This is a genomic window from Psychrobacter piscatorii, from assembly GCF_904846415.1.
Classification (GTDB): domain Bacteria; phylum Pseudomonadota; class Gammaproteobacteria; order Pseudomonadales; family Moraxellaceae; genus Psychrobacter; species Psychrobacter piscatorii.
Genome location: NZ_CAJHAR010000010.1, coordinates 15,741 through 36,449, shown reverse-complemented (window position 1 = coordinate 36,449; position 20,709 = coordinate 15,741). Strand labels below are relative to the sequence as shown.

10 protein-coding genes are annotated in these 20,709 nt (G+C 44.4%); 5 read left to right on the top strand and 5 right to left on the bottom strand.

Features of this window, described 5'->3' with window-relative positions; translation table 11 throughout:
• Positions 1-21: 21 nt before the first annotated feature.
• The 3 genes from JMX83_RS06320 to JMX83_RS06310 form a co-directional block, all read right to left on the bottom strand.
• Positions 22-1,464: a glyceraldehyde-3-phosphate dehydrogenase gene (locus JMX83_RS06320; protein ID WP_201599773.1), complete on the bottom strand. Its 1,443-nt coding sequence runs from the start codon at positions 1,462-1,464 to the stop codon at positions 22-24.
• Between the two features lie 343 nt (positions 1,465-1,807).
• A complete protein-coding gene (locus tag JMX83_RS06315; protein ID WP_201599771.1) occupies positions 1,808-3,001 on the bottom strand; it encodes a lipocalin family protein in 1,194 nt (397 codons plus the stop codon).
• A gap of 432 nt (positions 3,002-3,433) precedes the next feature.
• A complete protein-coding gene (locus JMX83_RS06310; protein WP_201599769.1) occupies positions 3,434-4,546 on the bottom strand; it encodes an NUDIX domain-containing protein in 1,113 nt (370 codons plus the stop codon).
• 314 nt (positions 4,547-4,860) lie between these two features.
• On the opposite strand from JMX83_RS06310, the gene hemP reads away from it, so the two are divergent.
• Positions 4,861-5,019, top strand: a complete 159-nt coding sequence (hemP, locus tag JMX83_RS06305) for a hemin uptake protein HemP (RefSeq protein ID WP_227672156.1) — start codon at positions 4,861-4,863, stop codon at positions 5,017-5,019.
• A 129-nt stretch (positions 5,020-5,148) separates the two neighbouring features.
• On the opposite strand, the gene JMX83_RS06300 is transcribed toward hemP, so the two are convergent.
• Together JMX83_RS06300 and JMX83_RS06295 are read right to left on the bottom strand one after the other, a co-directional pair.
• Positions 5,149-10,143 (bottom strand): translocation/assembly module TamB domain-containing protein, encoded by a 4,995-nt coding sequence (locus tag JMX83_RS06300; protein WP_201599767.1) that lies wholly within the window; start codon positions 10,141-10,143, stop codon positions 5,149-5,151.
• Positions 10,144-10,243: 100 nt separating this feature from the next.
• Positions 10,244-13,675, bottom strand: coding sequence for a BamA/TamA family outer membrane protein (locus JMX83_RS06295; RefSeq protein WP_201599764.1), 3,432 nt, complete (start codon positions 13,673-13,675; stop codon positions 10,244-10,246).
• 454 nt (positions 13,676-14,129) lie between these two features.
• Here JMX83_RS06295 and JMX83_RS06290 point away from each other — a divergent pair, with 454 nt between their 5' ends.
• The 4 genes from JMX83_RS06290 to JMX83_RS06275 all read left to right on the top strand — a co-directional run bounded on the left by JMX83_RS06290 (position 14,130) and on the right by JMX83_RS06275 (position 20,528).
• A complete protein-coding gene (locus tag JMX83_RS06290) occupies positions 14,130-15,461 on the top strand; it encodes an MFS transporter (RefSeq protein ID WP_201599756.1) in 1,332 nt (443 codons plus the stop codon).
• Between the two features lie 189 nt (positions 15,462-15,650).
• Complete coding sequence (coq7, locus tag JMX83_RS06285) at positions 15,651-16,289, top strand: 2-polyprenyl-3-methyl-6-methoxy-1,4-benzoquinone monooxygenase (RefSeq protein WP_201599869.1); 639 nt, start codon at positions 15,651-15,653, stop codon at positions 16,287-16,289.
• Positions 16,290-16,507: 218 nt separating this feature from the next.
• Complete coding sequence (locus JMX83_RS06280; RefSeq protein WP_201599755.1) at positions 16,508-17,686, top strand: tetratricopeptide repeat protein; 1,179 nt, start codon at positions 16,508-16,510, stop codon at positions 17,684-17,686.
• A gap of 370 nt (positions 17,687-18,056) precedes the next feature.
• On the top strand, positions 18,057-20,528 hold the full coding sequence (locus tag JMX83_RS06275; RefSeq protein WP_227675760.1) for an esterase/lipase family protein: 2,472 nt from the start codon (positions 18,057-18,059) through the stop codon (positions 20,526-20,528).
• Positions 20,529-20,709: the final 181 nt, after the last annotated feature.

The following is a 20,709-nucleotide window of genomic DNA, read 5'->3' as shown; positions in this document are numbered from 1 at the left end:
TGCTCTACTGTATTTAGAGTTTTATGCTGGAATCTGAGCGTAGCTGATTCCTGCCATCTGCGTCGCCAAACGCAACACCTGAGTACTATAACCGACTTCATTATCATACCAAACATAGACGATAGCTTGGTTATCAGTCAAAATAGTCGCTTGGGCATCAACGATACCGACATGGGTGGTACCAACAAAGTCAGTAGATACGGCTTCTGTAGAATCGGTATACGCAATTTGCGACTGCCACGTGCTGCTGTTAGCAATCTTACGCAAGAACTCATTCAACGCATCAGCGCTTGCTGGTGCTGTTTTTAGATTCAAGTTCAAGATGGCTAGGCTGACATTTGGTGTCGGTACACGGATAGCGTTACCCGTTAGCTTACCGTTCAATTCTGGTAATGCTTTACCAACGGCTTTTGCCGCACCAGTACTGGTGATAACCATGTTCATCACCGCACTACGGCCACGGCGGTCTGCTTTGTGATAGTTATCAACTAGGTTCTGATCATTGGTAAATGAGTGAATCGTCTCTACATGACCGTTTACGATACCGTACTCATCATTTAATACATTTAGTGTCGGTGTAATGGCGTTGGTCGTACAGCTCGCAGCACTAACAATCGTATCGTCACCAACGGTATCATTGTTCACACCATAAACGACGTTTTTAATATCGCCGCCAGCAGGTGCAGTCAATAGTACTTTTTTCACGCCAGTAGACTGTAAATGCTTGCCAAGGCCCGCTTCGTCTTTCCAAATACCGGTGTTGTCGATAACTAGCGCATTGTCGATACCATAAGCAGTATAATCGATTTCACTTGGGTCTTTAGCATAGATGACTTGTACAAAACGACCATTAACGATCATGCCGTTATTATCCTCATCGATAGTGATGCCGCCTAAGAATCTACCATGGATTGAGTCGCGCTCAAGCAATGAGATACGCTTAGCCAAGTCACCAGCAGCGGCTGGACGTACAACGATTGCCTTTAGTTGTAGACCTTTCGCGCTTGACGCTTGCGACAATAGTAGACGGGTTAAAATACGACCGATACGACCAAAGCCATATAGTACAACGTCCGTTGCGCCATTCACCGCACCAGCGTTGTTTATAGACTGTAGAGCGGCTTGTACATCGGTATCATTAGCAATCAATTGACCAACATCGATACGAGTAGCTTGGATATCTTTGTTCTCTGCGATCGCCTTCACCATAGCTAGAGTATCAGCGATATCGATAGCTTTGGCATCGTTGTCGCGTAATGCTGCTTTTTGATGTAGTGCAAGTATTTGACCAACTGAAGTAGCGTCTAGCGTTTCGCCAAACAAAGTCACTTGTACGTCTTGCTCATTATAGAGCTTGCTCAATAGCCCCATAAGCTCAATGGCTTGTTGCTCTTGATTGTTGTAGTTTTTTAAGTGGTCTTGATGTAATTGGCGTAAGGTATCAGCGTTGCTCACGAGAAACATCCTTATGGTCAGTAATGTATGATCGATAAAATATGAAGAAATATAAATAAGATAGGTCGTGTATGCTCTAAGTGGTGACTTTAATAGGATAATCAACCACTATCAATATCAGTTCTTGACGTCAGAGTATTCAAATCGCCTAGATTTTAGCCTAAAATGCCTCATTTTGCCAGTAGTAACCGATTAGCTAGTGTGCATAATAGGTTTTGTTGTTATATACAGACTCATATATAGACAAAGATAAAAATAAAGGCAGCCATATATGCTGCCTTATTAGAACGTTATTTAAATGATAATTGCCATAGCGCTTAATTAATTGAAGCAATAATTTTCATTGTATCTATTATTGAGCTAAGTTCACCGTTTGGTTGCTCTGAGACGTCAATGTAAACTCTTTCAAATCATATCCTTGTTGCTGGGCAATCTGACGATATTTAGTATACGTTTCCTGACTGATATTTGGCGAACGTGCTAATAACCATAAGTATTTTTTATCAGGTGTCCCTACTAGTGCAGTTTTATAATCTGCATCACGTGCTAGCACCCAATAGTCAGCACGGCCCACTGGAATCCAGCGTATCCATTTCGGTAAGAACGTCACTTTTAGTTTGCTGCCACTTTCATCTACTGGCTTTGCCAAACCTTCTGCCGTAATACCTGAACCATCCTCGCTCACGCATTTGTTAGTGACGACAATGCCTGAGCCATCAGTCTTTTGCGTATAGTTTGCCGTTACATCGCCTGCGCATTTACGTTGAAAATACATCGGTAAACGTCCGATCTCATACCATGTCCCAGCGTATTCATTGAGATCGACACTATCCACTGTCGTTGGCGTGCTTGCAGACTTATAGATAATATCGCTTGGCTTAACAGATAACATTTGCGTCGTTGTCTCACTACTCATCGCATTATCTTGCATATTACTAGCAGTAGCCATATTAGTGGGCGGCGTTGCAGCATAGGCTGAAAATGCCGCTAGCGGTATGATGATCGCTAACGCAATGCCTGTATGCTTGATAAGTCCATTCATAAATATACGCTCCGGTATGTCTTTATATGACGAGTTGATAGTGGTTGATGATGTATCGAGGATTTGCTTAGCGCTGTCTTGCAAATTACTTGCTTGGTCGTCTACAAGCTCAGAGATTAGCGGCTCGTCTTTATTCAGCATTGCTGATCGCTTGTAGCCATTAGCAATGTTGAATTGTTCTTTATCGCTATTTTTCAGATGTTGATTTGTTTTGCTGTTACTCATAGCGGACTCTTTTGCCTTAGTAAGGCTTTTGTCGGCGCTTTTGTATCCAAAATAGCTGTCTTGCGAAGACATATCTTCTGCCAGATGGTGCAAATATTCGCCGTTCAAGTTTTCATTGCTCAGTTTTTTGTGGCTATAGTCTGCATCATTACTAGCATTTTTTGTCTGTTGTGCATGACGACCGTTGTTATAGCTGTTTGACTGTATAGGCTGCTGAGATTGAGAACCAGCTGCCCGTGAGTCAGACCATGCTGAATCAGGTAACTTATTGGTTTTCATAGGGATACCATTATTAATAGTGACTGTTAAAATACGTTATCTACATCATTTATCCGAATTGATTCTATAATGAACCTGAGTTTTAGAATTAATTATCGATCCAAACTCTGCTGCTACAAACGCTCTTTTTTATTATAATTTTTGATAAATTCGTTAGTAATCAGTTCACTGATAAAAATCAGAATCAATGTGCTGTAGATATGCAATATATGTTAAGGGCAGCTGGACTATTAAAACAGTAGTGCAATGTAGGGAAACGCAACGGTTTGTAAATAACTATGTGTTTATGCATTGGTATGCACACATCATAATCACATAGTTACTGACTGGATAAATAACTTAAAAATCAGTTATTTATACTTACTTATTTTAATAAGCAAACATAGTCAAGTGAATGGTACTGCTGCTTAATTGGCACTCATTTCTGGTTTTTTATTCGTGGAACTGACGAATACCTGCGACACTGACACCGCCGTGCGCTAATGTCTGGTCAATCATGACAGGGGCCAAGCCGCCTAGACCAATGACTGGCATGTCAGCTAACTGCGCCAAAGCTGACCACGCCTCCCAGCCAAGTGGTACCGTATCAGGATGCGTCTGAGTTGTAAGTACAGGAGACAAAAAAGCGCCAATCACTGGCGGCAACTGCTGCTGTATGCGCATACTCGCAAGTTTATTAGCGGCAAGAATGCTGGTAATATCGTGACAGCTGACTATCAATGGATACTCACTTGAGATACAGAGCAACTGCTCAGACTCTGTAATATCTTGAGTAACATTGAACCATTCCATTAATACCGAATGCGTCAGGTGTCTAGCGACAATCGAACGATTGGTTTTTGCCTCTACCACTGCATCTGTACTTGTCGTTTTGGAGTGCTGGTAGTCATTGTCGTACGGCAAAATCGCTAGGATATCTGGACGCACATCCATTAGCTGCTCGGCAATATATTCTGACTCAGACGCTTTTAGTCGGATATAAACCCAAGACTCTGGTGCCAACTGTTCTCGATGATAGTGCACCCATGCTGCTGCTGAATTTGGCTGTGCAGAAAAATGCGCAAGTGGATACGTAATCGCTATTTTTGTAGGAAGCTTTAGCCACTCCAAAATAGTTTTATTGGCAGCGGGCAGATGATACTCTCCTGCTAGTAACTTAGACTTATCAACCCAAGTCATTGCCTGCCCTTCTAGGCCATATTCACAGTCTTTGTGCTGATCATACTGCTGTGCGGTTAGCTCAATTTTGTACACCTGCAAGCTTACCTGCTTGTCACCATAGTCGTGATGCAAACGCCCAAGCTTGACGATAATATTTTGAGCAATACTAATACCTGTTTCTTCAACGACCTCTCGAATCAATGCCTGCTCTGCTGACTCATCAGCCTCTATCTTACCGCCTACGAACTCATAGCGATTGCCTTGATGCTGGGCCGCATCTCGGAACCCCAGTAAATACTTGTCTTCATAATGAATAACGGCAACCGCAACATTAACGATGGTGATGTTTTTAATTTTTGCCTGATTGTTGGTTTCACTCAGCATAGCATTGTCCTCTACTGTTAAGTCTGTTTTTGCTACTTTTTAATTGTTTGCTTGTATATTCTGATGAGCCTGCATGGATTTCATATCATTCCAGCCAGTCTCTCAATATTTTTATATAGGTAAAAATTCAAGTATTGACGTTTTGTGGCAGTTTGTGACGCCAGCCTTATATAAGTTTACACAATGACTGCATTTTATTTTATCAATTACCTTGCAAATTTATTCAATCTAAATGATAATTATTATCGTTAAAGTTCATTGGAACATAGCTAATTTATTAAGCCACTTCTTATCAAAAGGAATTCACCATGAGTATGGTTATCTCTCGTTATCTAAACTGCCGTGAAAATCGTCTGCCAACGCTACAGTCACAGCATCTATTTGCCCTGACCAAAGAAGTACGTATCGAGCATGAAGGCGAAGAGTATCGACTACGTCTGACTCGTAACAACCGCTTAATTTTGACCAAATAATTTTACACTAAGCTCAATACACTTATAAAAAAACGCCTTCGTTACAAGGCGTTTTTTGTTGGATAGCAATGATAAAAATCGCTTTCTAATAATGTCAGTTATAAATTAACCGTCTACTAAATACGTCATTTAAAACTGCCAACTATAGACCACGTCTACCGCATTCTCGGCGGCCGAACTGGCTTCTACGTAAATACGGCGAGTCAACTGATAGCGAACAGACAGACTGTTTTGAGCATTGAAAACACCTACGCCGTAGCGAATATACAAGTCAGGAGTCACGTAACCGGTGACATTGACGTTGGTATCTTCACTACTGCCTGAGGCATCAACGGTCAAACTCTGTAAGCCAAAAACCTGTCCAATTTGATTGGTAAGGCTGCGCGTTCCACTAAGACCAAAGCTCAGTCCAGCGGCTGCCAAGTTATTGGTCACTTGTGACTTGAACCCTTGCTCACTGATTTGAGTCGCACTCTTGTTATCGATTCGCCCTGTCACCAGCGCATTCATCGCTTGCTGCTGGGTCAATCCTGCATTATTAAAGACGATGATATTTGGGCTTTCAGTCGTACCTTTCACACGAAAACCCACTGTTTTACCATTGATGGTTTTTGCAGCTTCAATACTCAAGCTGGGCTTCATAACATCGCCATTGAAGCGCACTTGACCATAATTGAGCTCTAGGCTCTGACCAAAAGCATTAATATTGGTACGACGCGAGACCTGAACCACTCCTTTTGCGCGCATAATGCCCGTGCCATTTTGGTTGATGTTAATCGCACCAGCCAACGGAATGACGGCACCAAAACCACGGAAGTTGATATCATCGCCTAAATCGACACCGATATCAGCATTGATAGACCAAGGTTTTGACATTGCCAATACGTCATCGATGTTACCAATCAAACGACGATCCAGCACAACTACATCTTCAGACTGAGTCACAATGTCTTCGCTGGCTTCTGGTGGGCGAATGGTCGCTGATGGCACGCTGACTGCCCCTTTGATGTCCACATAGCGGTCGCCTGGGCGTACAATAATGTCAATGTCAGGATTGATCTCAGCCACTAGTAAAGGCGGCTGCGTAATCACGAGCCCTTCACCAACAACACTCAATTTGGCTTGTAGCTTTTGCTGCCAATTGACCGTGCCAGTCAGTGTGCCTGTTCCTGTACCGCTTTTGAACGTCCCATCAATAGTCGCCTGCGTACCGCGAATTTTGGCCTGTGTGTTGACATTGGTCAGATTCACTGGCAAGTCTAGCATGGCGATGCGACCGTTAGAAAGTTTCACATCACCATAAAACTGCGGCTTATCTAGCGTACCGCCCAGTCCTCCTGCCATTGTAACGTTGCCTTTTAGTACTCGCATGCCCGGGAAGAAAGGCTTAAAGATGGCCAAATCAAGCTCATTTAACACGAGTGCACCAGAGATTGGTTTCGGTGTTTTATAAGGATCAACAACGACCTCAGCATAACCGCGAGCACCGCGACCCGTATTGATGTCGGTACGCAGCTTGATACCTTCCGGCACCGACAAGGCGATTAGTGAAACACGCTTATAAGGCAGTGTCACAGGCGTGCTATCCCCGTCTTGAATCAAGCCAATTTTGCCATTATCTGAATATAGTGTCGTGTTAATGGTTGGCGGACGACCACGTTGCCAACCGACAATGGCTTTACCATTAATCTTGCCGTGCCAATCAATATCCTTTGGTAAGAATACTGAAAATAATGACGTATCTAAATTCTGCAATGCCACATCGACTTCACCACTGGCTGGAGAAGCAACTAAGTTCTTGCGTAAGCATAGCTTGCCCGTTTGGTCCGCGGCCTGCCAACAATGTGCAGCCAACTGTACTTTGAGATCTGTATTATTGCCATTTTGATTATTAGGCAAATTCACAATCAGCTGTGCTGGCTGTAATTGATTTAAGGTAGCGTATCTGGATTTAACGCGGCCTTTACCGATGACCCCTGACCAGCGTAGTGTGTTTCGATCGAACCCACCTTTTAGTCTGGCACCAATGTCCAGTTGCTTATTGGCCACATTGAGATCAACCACATGAGATTTTTCAGTACCATTAAATGATGCTTTAACACTATCGAAGCTTTGTCCCGCAGCATCCAGACCTTCAGCGCTGACGATAAGCTGGCTTGGACTATTGGCTAGATTAACCAGCTTGCCGCGTATACGACCTTGACGCAAAATAAAGCCCGGTAGTGCAATCCGCTCACCGACCAAATCGATATAAATCGTTGGTAGTGCCTGACCTGCTGGTTGAGACAAAGTCGCTCCACCAGTTACTTTGCCAGCAAGCTTATCCGACAACTGATCTAAGCTTGTGATATTAATTTTGGTTTGTAGCTGTTTGGCATTGCCATTAGCAGTGACATAGTTGTCACCCCAGCGCAGTATCAAGTTGTCAGCATTTAAACTATCGATCAATGCATTCACTTGCTTATACTGTGCTTGGGCATCTTGTGTTTGTAGACGTTTGAAGTAACTGGCTAAGTCTTTTGGCAAGCGCAGTTTTGCGGCCAAACTACCTTTAGCACTAAGTGGCTGGCCTTTCAGCATACCGCTCAGATTGACTTGTTTGATATTGATCGTTTGCTGTGTATCGCCCCAGCGCCCATCCGTATCGATAGTACCCGTGATAAGGCTTGGTGTATCCTTTAAGAAATATCCGATATTGAAGCGATCCATCACCGCATTGATGTCCCACGCGATGCCTTGACGCACATCGACCGTTCCTGTGGCATCGATACTACCTGCTGCACCCACGTGGCGGAAGCGCTTGATACGAATCAGTTGGCTATCACCGCTAGCTTCAACATTGAGCTTACCTGCTGGTAATTGCTCGGCATCCAAGACCCCATCAAAATTCACGGCAAAACGCTGTAATGTACCTGCGGTATTTGGGCTGTTTTTAGGCGCAGCCTGCCATTCACCACTGGTTTTTAGATCACCTGTGATGATTGCTGGATTATTGGGTAAAAAGTAACCTAAATTGAAGTTGTCAAAGCGACCATCGACGGTCCAGCCAATATTGTTACGTAAATCAATGACGCCTTTGGCATTCACTGCACCAGCCTCACCATTATAATTTAGTTTGCGGATACTAATCAGATCAGGCGTACCCGCTGCGTCGATTGATAGACGACCTTTTGGTACGTCTGCTGTATCGATCTGACCATCAAAACGGGCGTCAAATACAGACAACTCACCACCCACGATATCGACACTGGCATCACCACTACCTGCTATACCGATTGCGCGACCGTTTTGCGTGGCATCAAGCTGTGTCTGTAAGTCGGTATTATTGACAGTAATCACATGGCGCTGACCGCTCACCCCATTTTTGGTGATATTTAGCAATCGACCACGAGCACTCAAGCGCCCTGTTAAACGCTCAAGTGGTAAATCGCTACGGTACTTTTTAGGTAATAAACCCTTGGTCGCTGCATCGATTTGCCACGTCAGTGGGCGGTTTTTATTTGCTAGTTGAATTTGTCCGGTGCCTGACAGATCGCCTACGATGCCATCATAATTGAGTCGGTTGATATCAATAACGTCACCTGCTTTACGCAAGCGCACATCATAGTTGCCTTTAGGTGCAGCATTGAGTTCATTGATAACGGCATTGGCATCAACGGATAGGTTTGAACCACGAACGATGACATCGGCCTGACCGCGAGGACTATCAATATTGCCGATGTTGGGCACATCACGGCGGATCAAATTTTGCCATGTGGCATCAACGTACCAAGGTGCCACTTGCTTAGACTTAGCAGAGGTTTTACCACGGATCATATTGGCATTGATATGTTCACCATCACGCTGACGCAAATCTGCATCAATCTGTGTATTACCTTTGCTGTTCTGCTGCTGATAGCGTAGCGATAACCTGCCATTAAGGGTTTGCGGAGCATACGCTTTAAAATCAGCATAGTCATCAGGAATAGCACGGCGAATATCAAAGTTACTACCAGCCGCACGCAGCGTCGCATTAAAGCTATCTTTCCAACCTAATATACCCTGTATTACCAAACGCCCAGATGGAACGTCAGCTTCTAAACGATCAATACGCAACTGACTGTCTGCAATGACCGCGCGCCCTTGATAATGACCGGACGGAATGTCTTTGGCAGTCAATTCCGTATTGATGCGAAGTCGTATCTCAGAGATGACCCCTGATGCAGTCGCCATACCACTTTGCAGACGAATGTTTTGGTCGTCTGCATAAGGGACCAAAATATCATCCCACTGTAGTTTTGCTTGAAACGGTGATCCTGTATCCAGCGCCTGAACGACAAAATCGCCACTAACATCGCTATCGTTATAGCGGCTACGCACCTGCCCAACCGTACGTTTTAGCGTACCGGTTGCCGTAATATTCAGTGGATCAATGTATGCTTTTTCAAGCGCACTGACTTCTGCAATCGCACTCAAATCCAACGGATAGTCGCCTTGCAAGTCAATCTCGCCTTGTAGGGCACTGACTTTGACGATATCAGCATACTGTAAGTCACCGCGACCTACCGTGACGGTACTACCAACCCAAGTCAGATCACGAGCCGTAATGTTATTGATAACAATAGGATCTTTGGTTACTTGCTTATAAATGATTTTCTTAATTTTTGCTTGATCGAAACGTAGATTGACTGGTAACTTTAGGGTTTTATAATCAAACGGTTCGCCAGTCGGTGGTTTCTTATTGAGAATTTCGATGGTCTGTATATCGGCATCGCTCAGATGCACTTCTTTTGCAAATACCGCGCGCCAGCCTATTTTGACATAAGCTTTGTCTACTAATACCTCAAGGTCTTCAGTTGCCTCTATATCGATATCAGTCAACCAAATACCATCACGCAAATTACCGCGCCCATATTTGAAATCGATACCCGTCTCAGCACTGATTTTTTCTAAAATAAACTTGGTGCCAGAGTCCGTGCCTGCGGCATAAAAAAATATCGCAAACATAATCGCTAGTACGATAAGAATCAGTACCAGTAGCTTGAGTAAAAATGATAGCGGATACCAGCGCCTAACGGCACGAGCATCGCGCTGTGCTGGATCTTCATCTGGTGCATTGTTAGGCGGGGTATTTTCTGTCAGCATGACACTCAACTACGTTAAAAAGTGATGACCAGCAATCGGTACGGTAAGTAATGAATAAAACGGTTTAGGCAATCTATTTATACACTGATAAAGCGAGCATCTACAACGGTGAGCCAATAAAGAAGTGTAGTCGCACAGGAATATTGTCTTCTGTCACACCTGCGGCGACATCGACACGCACCATCCCAACAGGAGAGGCCCAGCGCACACCGACACCAACGCCAACTTTGGTTTCAGCATCAAAGTCTTTGTCGTACGCATTACCAACATCGGTAAAGAATGCGCCACGAAAGCCTGGTTTGAACTCATAGTTGTATTCTGCGCTACCAACCGCTAGTACTTGCCCGCCTGTCAGATAGCCTTTATCATTTAGTGGCGATAAGCTCTCGTAGTCATAGCCACGGATGCTTTGGTCGCCACCTGCAAAAAAGCGCAATTTATAAGGCACATCATAGAAATCATCTGCCCAAATATAACCACCATTCAGACTACCAAGCACTTGGTGCTTTTTGTCATCGCCAAAGCTATAAAGTCCGCTCACGCCAGCACGCACGATGGCCAAATCAGTATCACTCAGCGCTTTGTCAGCACCTGCTTCAATCGAATAATACTGACGCATACCGCGCGTTGGATTGGTCGCACTATCCGTGTCGGTTTTATTCATACCATAGCCAAACAATAATGCTTGCTGCTTAGGATTTGAGGAGGTAAAGCGAATAGGTAAATCATCACGCGCGGCGCCGTCAACGCCCGTTTCTAGCTCATCCAAACGATACCGTACAGAGTAGCTACGATTCCAGCCATTGTCACAACGGATGTTGCGGGCCAGAGCGGCTTTTAATGTGGTGGTAGATAAATCAAAATTACCTTTGCCTTGGTCAATGACCTCTTCTTCATAAGTCAGACGCCCATCTAATTTATCATTGAGCGGATGATTCCAAGGGCGGCTTGCATAGACAGCGACGTTTTTGCTGATTCTGGATACTTCCGTTTCTGCGCCTGCTTGATAGCCCTGACGGTTAAGCAAATTATAATCGATCTTGGCGGTTGCTCGAACGCCTGTGTCAGTACCATAACCCAAACCAACTTGAGCATCACGTGGCTTATCAGCGTATACAAAAACGTATAATGGCACTTTTTTGCTGGTCACAACGTCTTGCGGTGTTTTACGTCCTGCCAGCGTTGGCGGTACGAAATCCTCATCAACGGTGAAGTCTGCATCATCAGGGAATATTTTTTGGGCAACATTGCTAATTGAATCACTAATTTTTCCTAATAAGTTATCAGCTTCTTGGTCTTTTTCATCTAGCACGCGATTATCAGGTAAGTTACTTAGGCGCTCTGCTTTTTGCTTAACGGCTTGTAGCTTATCAAGCGTTTCTTCATCAGCCTCAAACTCGATAGCAGCAATATCAGCTTCATTGACAGTCTCTCCACTACCGTTACCAAGCGCACTTTCACTAGATACGCCAGTACTACTACCCGTATTTTCTGTACTAGCCAAACGATTATTGGATGCTGCTAGAGTAGCATTATCTCCAGTCATATCTGAGATGCCATCATTATCAACATCCTCATCCAATATAGCATTGCTATTGGCAGGTGCATTATCAAATGCCAATGTACTGGCCTCACTCCGGTCATCTGGCGGTAATATCGATTCGACATTGACCATATTAAAATAACGAGTCGCTGATAAGTCATTACTAAACTTTGTCACTGACGGACGATAGAAAGGATCGCCTGGCGCAAACTCATACAACTGCTGCAATAACGACAATTCTACTGGGAGTTTGTCAGGGTCTTGTGTCAGCGTGTTGGTTTCTTTGTCATAGGTAAAGAAAACAACATCATCAAACTCGTAGCGGTCGCCTGTGTTATAGACCAAAGACATATCCGCTTTGTTGTCTGGTAAAATAATATCGACAGATTTGTTCAACCAATATTGATCGAAATATCCATAAGTATTACTTAAAGACTCAAGCGCGGCTTTGCTGCTCTTGTAGACACGGTGGTTAAAAATATCACCTTCTTGCGGTGGTAATTCTTTTTCAAGCGCGACAAACTCTTCTTGCTCACCGCCCTCACCGCGGATATCAACGATACGGCTGTCTACAATAACAGGCTCGCCCAGCTCTTCGATAACCACATTGATCGTATCACGCGTAGGCTGACGTAGACTAAGCGTCACATCATAGTAACCCACTGCTTTGGCAGCATCCAATGCTGTTTGGCGCAGACGTGGCAGCGCCGCTGTAAAATCAATGACCGATCGCACTGAGGTGTCATCGAGGGCCGCTTTGATGTTTTTCATTGGCTGAATATCGTCGTCAGCTTTGATGAGTTTTGGCTGACCATTAGCCGTGTCTTCGCCAGCGGCTTGTTGTATATAAACCGTGGTCTCCACACTAGGCAATGCCATTGCGCCGCCATTGAACAACCGGTTATAAAGACGTTTAACAATGTTGCTTTTATTACGTGCGAGTGGCTTTGACTGGTCAGCTTGCTCGATGCTTTGATTGACAGCCTGAGTATCATTCTGATAATCAGGCAGGTAGTCTTCAGGATCAATCACATCTGAAGGCATGTTACCGCCATCGGTTATATCGCTATTATCCGCTATTATCTCGTCATTGATGCCATTTGCTGCATTGACATTGCCACTACTGACAGAGTCACTCACGTTAATGGGACGTGACATAATTTCAGCTGTGGCTGCCTGCTCTGCTGCTGTTTCACTTTTGCCTAATGTGTCAAGATTGCTAGGTGCAGATAAGTCGGTCGCATCTAACTCAACATCTAGACCAATGGGCGGCGCTGTGTCGTTTAGTGTGGCAATTGGCGCATCAAAAGCACTGTCGTTGTTAATGCTGTCGATATCTTGAGCATTTTGCAAATCCATCGCAGCCAACTCACGATCAATCTGCTCAGGCGTCATCATCTGATAGCCTTGCTGCTGTATCATCGTTGCTTGTTGCAACAAATCATCGTTAGATAGATCTGCCTGCATGCCCTCTGCGTACATATCCTCGTCGAAACGATTTGAATCTTGCAGGCCACTATTCTGATTATTATTTCGGGCACTGTCATTCTGAGAAGATGACGAGTTAGCACCTGATTTTTTGATACCTAGTGTTTGTTCGCTATAGTCATCCAAGACCGACTGATCAATAATGCCTTGCTCCACCGCCTTTTTTAGACGTAGTGCATCTAGGGCAGCATCGAGCTGGGTATCATCATCTGATAGTGCGCCTGATGTATTATTAGCCGTTTGATTGTTAGCTGATTGAGTCTTAGCGACTTGATTGCTGGTCGATGGATTGGTGATATTTGTATTGGTTGTCTCAGCCAATGCCGCAGGTGCAACACTGACTAGGCTAGTAGCTAGCGCGGTACAGAGCGCTGAGCGCTTAAAATGAATACGGGGAGTACCGACATGAGTGCTTTTGATGCTGATATCGTCCTGAATACTCACGCTGTCACGCTGCCTCATTAATATGTTGCGTGCTCGAGTTGAAGGCGGCTGGGTCATGTTTACGTCCTATCCCTTCACGCGGCATCCTATTATTAACGATGATTATCGCCAAGTCTGACCGGTGAATAAACTTATAGCAGTGGGCTGAAATTAATGGTTTACTACGTTGCTTGTCATGATGGAAGTCTCTAGCGCATATTAAATCTCAGCACTCGATGGGTGACACCATACAAACAGTCTTGATTGATAGCAAGCCTTCACCTTTACCGTCGCTCGCACCTTTTAATGCAACCACATAAAATTTACAAATCATAACTTAGTTAATTATGAAATCATAGCGCAGGTTTCATGTATTTTTACCTAAGCCTTGCTATTATACGGCTTAATATTGATAAAACCTATGCTGTATTTTGATAAGTTTTTGATAATATTGATGATTGCTATCGCATTATAAGCTGCGTTTAGCGCCTCTTCTTACTTTATCAGCCGCGTCTCATCTGTAGGAACGTTCATGTCCAATCAGTTTCAGCTATTTAAGCGCCGCCGTTTTAGCGCCATGTTTTTTACCCAGTTTTTGGGTGCGTTTAATGACAATATCTTTAAACAAGCACTCATACTGGTTCTGACTTATACCGCTGCCAGTCAATTGGGCGTCGAAGTCAGTATTTTAAACAATTTGGCCGCGATGTTATTCATACTGCCCTACTTTTTGTTTTCGGCATTGGCAGGACAAATCGCTGATAAGTATGAAAAATCCAAGCTCACGCAGTTTATCAAAGTGCTTGAGCTGGTCATCATGGCAATCGCTGCGGTTGGTTTTGTTTTTGAATGGTACACCCTTTTATTTGTCGCGTTGTTTTTGATGGGCACGCATTCGACTTTTTTTGGACCGATTAAGTACGCTTATCTGCCACAGGCGATGAAAGAAGATGAGCTGGTCGGTGCCAACGGTCTGTTTCAAATGGGTACTTCTCTAGCTATTCTTGTTGGTATGATTGTCGCTGGCATTTTAACTCAGCTGTCACACTCGTTGTATTGGATTAGCGCCACCGTATTGGTCGTTGCTGTGCTGGGTTATCTAGCAGCACGTTACATTCCTAACATGCCAGCTATGCAGCCTGATCTTAAGATTAACTGGAATATTATTACCACCAGCTTGTCTACGGTGCGCTATCTCTACTCTTTGCCATTTTTGTTTTTTGTCATTCTTGGCAACAGCTGGTTTTGGTTTTATGGGGCGACGTTTTTGACCCAAGTGCCAGAGTTCAGCAAAGTCATTTTGTATGGTGATGAGTCGGTGGTGATTTTTCTGTTGACGCTGTTTTCGGTAGGCGTGTCGATAGGCTCACTATTATGCAAATCATTGACCAAAAACCAAGTAAGCCTGCGCCTATTGCCTTTTGGTATTGCTGGATTGAGTATCTTTGCTATTGATTTGTACTTTTCACTTTCAAGCCTAAACATAAACGTGAATAATGACACATTGCTTGGCATCAGTGATTTATTTGGTGTCAGTGGGAGCTGGCGCGTCTTTGCTGATTTGTTCTTATTGGGATTCAGTGGCGGTTTATATATTGTGCCTTTATATGCCTCAATGCAGGCCTATGCGCCAAAGAGCCATCGCGCGCGTATCGTGGGTGCCAACAACATATTCAATGCGATATTTATGGTCACATCAGCGATTTTTGCGATTGTCATCTTAAATGCATTAGGGCTAAGTCTACCGCAGCTATTTTTGGTAACAGGTGTGCTCAATATTGCTTTTGGTATCTTCTTATACCTTAAGCTAAATAGGCATATCAAACAGGCGGTTATCCAAACCAATGATGAAGTGGTTATATAAATAAGCCATATCGAGCTTAAATAACGATAGCAATCGATACGTTATCAAAGTAATAATATTGATGCCGATAATTTGGATTGTTTGCTATAGTAATGTGCATAAGATCTGTGCATAGGATTATTACCCTAGAGCAGTCACTAGTCTTATTTTATTGATAGAATTTAACGCCATCAGGAGTGAACCATGGCCCTGCGTCCTTTATCCAAAATCGATCAGCTATTGCTTGGGGTCGACAAAGCATTACGAGCTGTCGTGCCAAACTCAAACCCCAGTACGCGCCCATTGCCAGTAAGTAGTGACGAGATTCCTGAACTGACCATCACAGAGGCGCGTCATGTCGCAGGATTGATGCGTATCAATCATACTGGGGAAGTGTGTGCGCAAGGTCTCTACCATGGACAAGCATTTGCTGCCAAAGACAGTGGCGTCAAGCAAGCCATGCAAAACTCTGCTGAAGAAGAAGTCGATCATCTGGTCTGGTGCGAGACGCGCTTAAATGAGCTGGGTAGCCATGCGAGTGTGTTTACACCGCTTTGGTATGGGATGTCTTTTGGCCTAGGCGCAGTTGCAGGCGCCATCTCAAATGAGTTTAGTTTGGGGTTTGTCGCAGAGACAGAAGCACAAGTTAGCGAGCATCTGCAAGATCATATCAATCAACTGCCCGAACATGATCAACGCTCAAGAGAAATACTGGCACAAATGGATATCGAAGAGCGACACCATCGCGAGCTCGCACTGGCAAGTGGCGGCGCTGCATTGTCACCACCTGTACGTCAGACGATGCGCTGGATGGCCAACCGTATGAAGGCGACCGCTTATCATTTGTAGAGGTAAATATAATAAATTCGTCGATGGCATGGCTGGTCTAACTAACACTGCTAGATTTGCTCAACACCAGCGAGTAACAATCCTACCACAGATAGCGCAAAGCTTAATTTGCTAGGGTATTAAAAATTTGTACGATTTTGCAGCAAAAATATATCCTGACTATCAACCGATTAATGAATAAATAACGACTAAATAAATTAAATAAGGTAATGATTTTTATGAAAGCAACTCTCTCTAATAGCGCGTCTCCCAAGTCACCGAAGCTTGCAACCTTGACTGCGCTTGCAGCCGCCTGTGCAATGATGCTTTCTGCGCCTGTGAATGCCGCAGAAACCGACACTACTGCTACATCAACACCTGCTGTACCGAGCGCTATAGATTCCAGCAAACGTGTGATTCGTCTGGCAAGGCCAGGTGCAACGGCCAGCACAGCTCAAAGCACAACAGATGCTACGCCTGCTAATAGCGCTCAGTCAGTTGGTACTCCGCCAATGATGCCGTCAAGCAACACTCAGCCTAACCGTACGCCTTTGAGCACGGCACAGGCAGCACAGATGATGCAATCAAACAGTACTCAACCAAATCGTGTACCCATCAGCGCCGCTCAGCCACCAGCATCGCAAATGATGAATCCAGCTAACGCCCCTGTGATCAGCGGTACCACTCGCGTCTACGAGCCAGGCCCGATGACTGCGACTGGTATTGATCTGCGCAGTGGTCAGCTCTCGAATATTCCAACGCCACAAGTACAGCTCTCAGATGTGAGCTTTATCAAAACCGTCTTGATTCCACAACAAAAAGGCCTAGGTACTGACAAGCTCGACGTCAGCTTGCTTGATGATTTCATCGCAGACGTCTCACCGAATGCTCGTCACTATCCACCAAACTTCCCTAACCGCACTCAGCGCCATTATACTCGCGAAAAAATCAAAGTATTGGCCGATTGGATCGAGCCTTACGCCAAATCACCAAATGCGTCTTACGATGTATTGATTCGCGCAGCCAAGCTAAACGGTATGGGTCGTAATCTAGACTTAGGCTCAGACTACACGGTACGCGGCGGACAGTATGTTGACCGTGCCATCAAAATTCAACCAGATAGCGGTGAAGCCAATTTCTTATATGGCATGATGCTATCAGAAGGTGGCGGGTTTAAAGAAGGCCAAAAATATCTAGACCGCGCCGTATCGCTAGGTTATACCGAAGCAGAGCAAAGCTTGGCACAGTCAGACCTACTTAGTGATCGCCGTGCTAACGCTTTAGAGCGCCTACGTCGTCTTGAAGCAAAATACCCTAACAACACCGTGATTCCTCAGCAAATCAAACTGGTTGAAGATGGCAAATTCTACATTTGGGACATCCCTGCACCAGATATCAATGTCAAACCAGGTGCCTAAATTGATATTGTTTGTCTATACTAAAGATGAATAAATAGTTTTATAGCCTTAGAATACCTAGCGCCTTTGTTTTTATGAATATAAAGCAAAGGCGCTTTTTTGTGTCTAGCTTTTTTGTGCCTAATAGAAACCTGCTTGCACAGAACCTTGTCTTTTTCTACTTTATCTAAATAAACGCCCTTTTTAACCAAAAGTTTAAGCCTATTTCAAAACAATAACCATCATTTGAAAAAGTCATTCGATACATAACGCTTGGTTATAACCCTTCAAATAAAATAGTCTAATATCAAAAGTTACGCTAAACTCTATTATAACCAAGAGCACTTCCATTGCTGGTTTTCTCATAACTACTTTTTTACCGGACTGACCTATGACTTCTGCTAGCACTAGCAAAAACACGGTAACGCAAGCCAATAAAAAAATGCTGCCTATCGCCTCAGTCGCATTACTGACAGCGGCAATGCTGCTACCAGCCTGTAGTGTCGTCTCGGTGGAAAAACAAGCATCGGCCAAGACCATCTCAGCACAGCGCGGTAATATCGTCACTGACAATCAACTAAGCAGCGATACGGCATCTGCCTTGCTATCGGCAGGTCTTAACGAGCAAGCTTGTATGCAGCAGTTCGACTTGTGCTTGACTCAGCTCACGGATAGCATTTTAAATAAACACTATCGACCTGCACTGGCGATTTTTGCAGAACTGCACTACGCAAAGGCGCGCCAGCTTGCTGATTCACAAAACTGCCGCAATGCACTTGCCCGTCCACCACTTGACCCATACTATGCCAATGCGCCTTTGAGCGACGATGATGCCAAAACGCAGCAAGAAGAGACCAATCTTTGCTTAAACAACTATCAGGATAGACTGTTTGATGCGGTTAAATATAGCTATACCTATTTGTTTTATGACAGTCTGACTCATGATTTTGAGGGTGCTGATGAAAGCTATAGTAGTGCTCACACGCAAACCCGCATCCCAACTGACAACGATATTCAGACCCAAGATATCTACAACGCTGCCAGCAATGATGTCATCACGCAGCTTTATCGATCGACCGAAAACTCAGATAAACTGATGAATGGCACAAAAGTAGAATACTTAACCATCCCTTCTGCCAAGCGCGATAGCAGCGATCAAGCAGCGATTGCCAACCGAGCCCCGCTAAAAGGTAAAGCGATCGACCAAGTCAAGGTCATGAAAGTACAAGTAGATGATTATGACCTCGGCATCTATTTGCCCAATGAAAACAACTATTTGCAAAATGCTCATAAGCAAGACTCTGCGCTAGCCGACTTAGTTTCTACTTACGAGCTACGTCTCTCTGGGCTGAACTCTGTTAGCAAACGTCCCGGTTTAGGTATCAGCTTAGTTGCTTCTCTGGATGATCGTTACACCACCACGATTCGCCAGTTATTGTCATCATCACTATCGGGTCGATTAGCCAATGAGAGTGACAATACAAAGGATAGCGAGCCAAGCTCACGCATTTACCCTACCGGTCATCTACTGCTGACTGGTTTGATCAAACCAAGTGGTGATAGCGTGCTGGATGTGCTGAGCAGTCGCCAGCTCGATATCCATCTATACAATCCATACCAAACTGAAACCGTCAATATTCTTAACGATAACTATCCATTAGCAGCCAACTTCTCAGCAGGGTATGGAATGTGGCTGGCAGAAAACCAGTTGGATAGTGTGGGTTATTTGAACCTCATCACGCGCCAGCCAGATGCTCGTCTACCCAAACTGTTTATGCTCGAACCTTATGACCCTGACAAACGTGTCATCATTATGCTGCATGGTCTGGCCTCTAGCCCAGCCACGTGGGTCAATCTCACCAACGATATTCTCAATGATGATAAGCTGCGCGACAATTACCAAGTTTGGCAAATATTTTATCCAACCAACTTGCCTATTTTAGAAAACCGCTATCAGATTCAGCAATTAATCAACACGACCTACGAGCAGACGGACCCAACAGGACAAAATCGCGCCAGTAAAAACAGCGTGATCATTAGCCACAGCATGGGAGCCATTATCGCGCGCATGATGCTATCCGATGACAATTTGGTCGATGATTTGGACAGACTTGATGATCAAGACATTCTCTCTAGTAGCGAGAAACGGCAAATCCGCGATGCACTAAAAGAATCGTTTGGTGAAAAGGAATTAAAAAAACGGTTTGAGCTACAATCCTTGCCACAAGTAGACACCGCTGTCTTTTTATCTGCACCTTTTCGCGGCACTGACTATGCAGACCGCTGGTTTACGCGGGCGCTGCGCCGTATTGTTTATTTACCAGTCGGTTTGGTCAAGACCGTGACTGATAACTTAGCGACGATTGCCACGCAAGGGGATCTGGCGCAAAACCCATTAGGCGCTTTATATCTACAAAATGGTGCCAGTCAGCTCAGTGACAAGTCTTCTTTTATCGAATTAACCAAAGATCTGACAATCAATAGCCGTGTGACTTATCATTCAATTATTGCCAACAATGATGCTGATATCACCAAAGGACTGGCTCAAGCACAGCCTGACGGTGCCAAAATTGATTTATCGCAAGCGGTAGAAGAAGACGCTAAAGACGAGCGCGCAAGTGTCAGCGTGTCAGAGGACACATCAGAGCTGCCTCCTGAGCCACTGGTCGCTGCCGTCACTGTTGATAAAAATATCAGTCAGGCCCTAACCCAACGTTTATCAGATGGCATTGTTCCCTATACCAGTGCTCACCTAGATGGCGCCGCCTCTGAAACCGTTATCAATGGCGGTCATAGTATTCAAACCAATCCACAAACTATTTTGACGCTGCGACGGATTTTGCATAAACAGTTACAAGAATGATGTATGTTTTTGTTATTGGGGAACATTTTAATGCATGGGACACCAAGTGATAAACAGAACAGATGTTTTATGAAAAATATCCGCTATTCCCAAGTCATTGTTATTAATAAGGTTAATTTTATTTTCAAGGGTGTTTTATGATTGTTTTAATGACTCCTAGGTATGTAGCTGTCTAACGGCA

Excerpts from the sequence above, each read along its gene's own strand:
- JMX83_RS06320 (WP_201599773.1), bottom strand. The coding sequence starts at position 1,464 with ATGTTTCTCGTGAGCAACGCTGATACCTTACGCCAATTACATCAAGAC.
- JMX83_RS06315 (WP_201599771.1), bottom strand. The coding sequence starts at position 3,001 with ATGAAAACCAATAAGTTACCTGATTCAGCATGGTCTGACTCACGGGCA.
- JMX83_RS06310 (WP_201599769.1), bottom strand. The coding sequence starts at position 4,546 with ATGCTGAGTGAAACCAACAATCAGGCAAAAATTAAAAACATCACCATC.
- hemP (WP_227672156.1), top strand. The coding sequence starts at position 4,861 with ATGGTTATCTCTCGTTATCTAAACTGCCGTGAAAATCGTCTGCCAACG.
- JMX83_RS06300 (WP_201599767.1), bottom strand. The coding sequence starts at position 10,143 with ATGCTGACAGAAAATACCCCGCCTAACAATGCACCAGATGAAGATCCA.
- JMX83_RS06295 (WP_201599764.1), bottom strand. The coding sequence starts at position 13,675 with ATGACCCAGCCGCCTTCAACTCGAGCACGCAACATATTAATGAGGCAG.
- JMX83_RS06290 (WP_201599756.1), top strand. The coding sequence starts at position 14,130 with ATGTCCAATCAGTTTCAGCTATTTAAGCGCCGCCGTTTTAGCGCCATG.
- JMX83_RS06280 (WP_201599755.1), top strand. The coding sequence starts at position 16,508 with ATGAAAGCAACTCTCTCTAATAGCGCGTCTCCCAAGTCACCGAAGCTT.
- JMX83_RS06275 (WP_227675760.1), top strand. The coding sequence starts at position 18,057 with ATGACTTCTGCTAGCACTAGCAAAAACACGGTAACGCAAGCCAATAAA.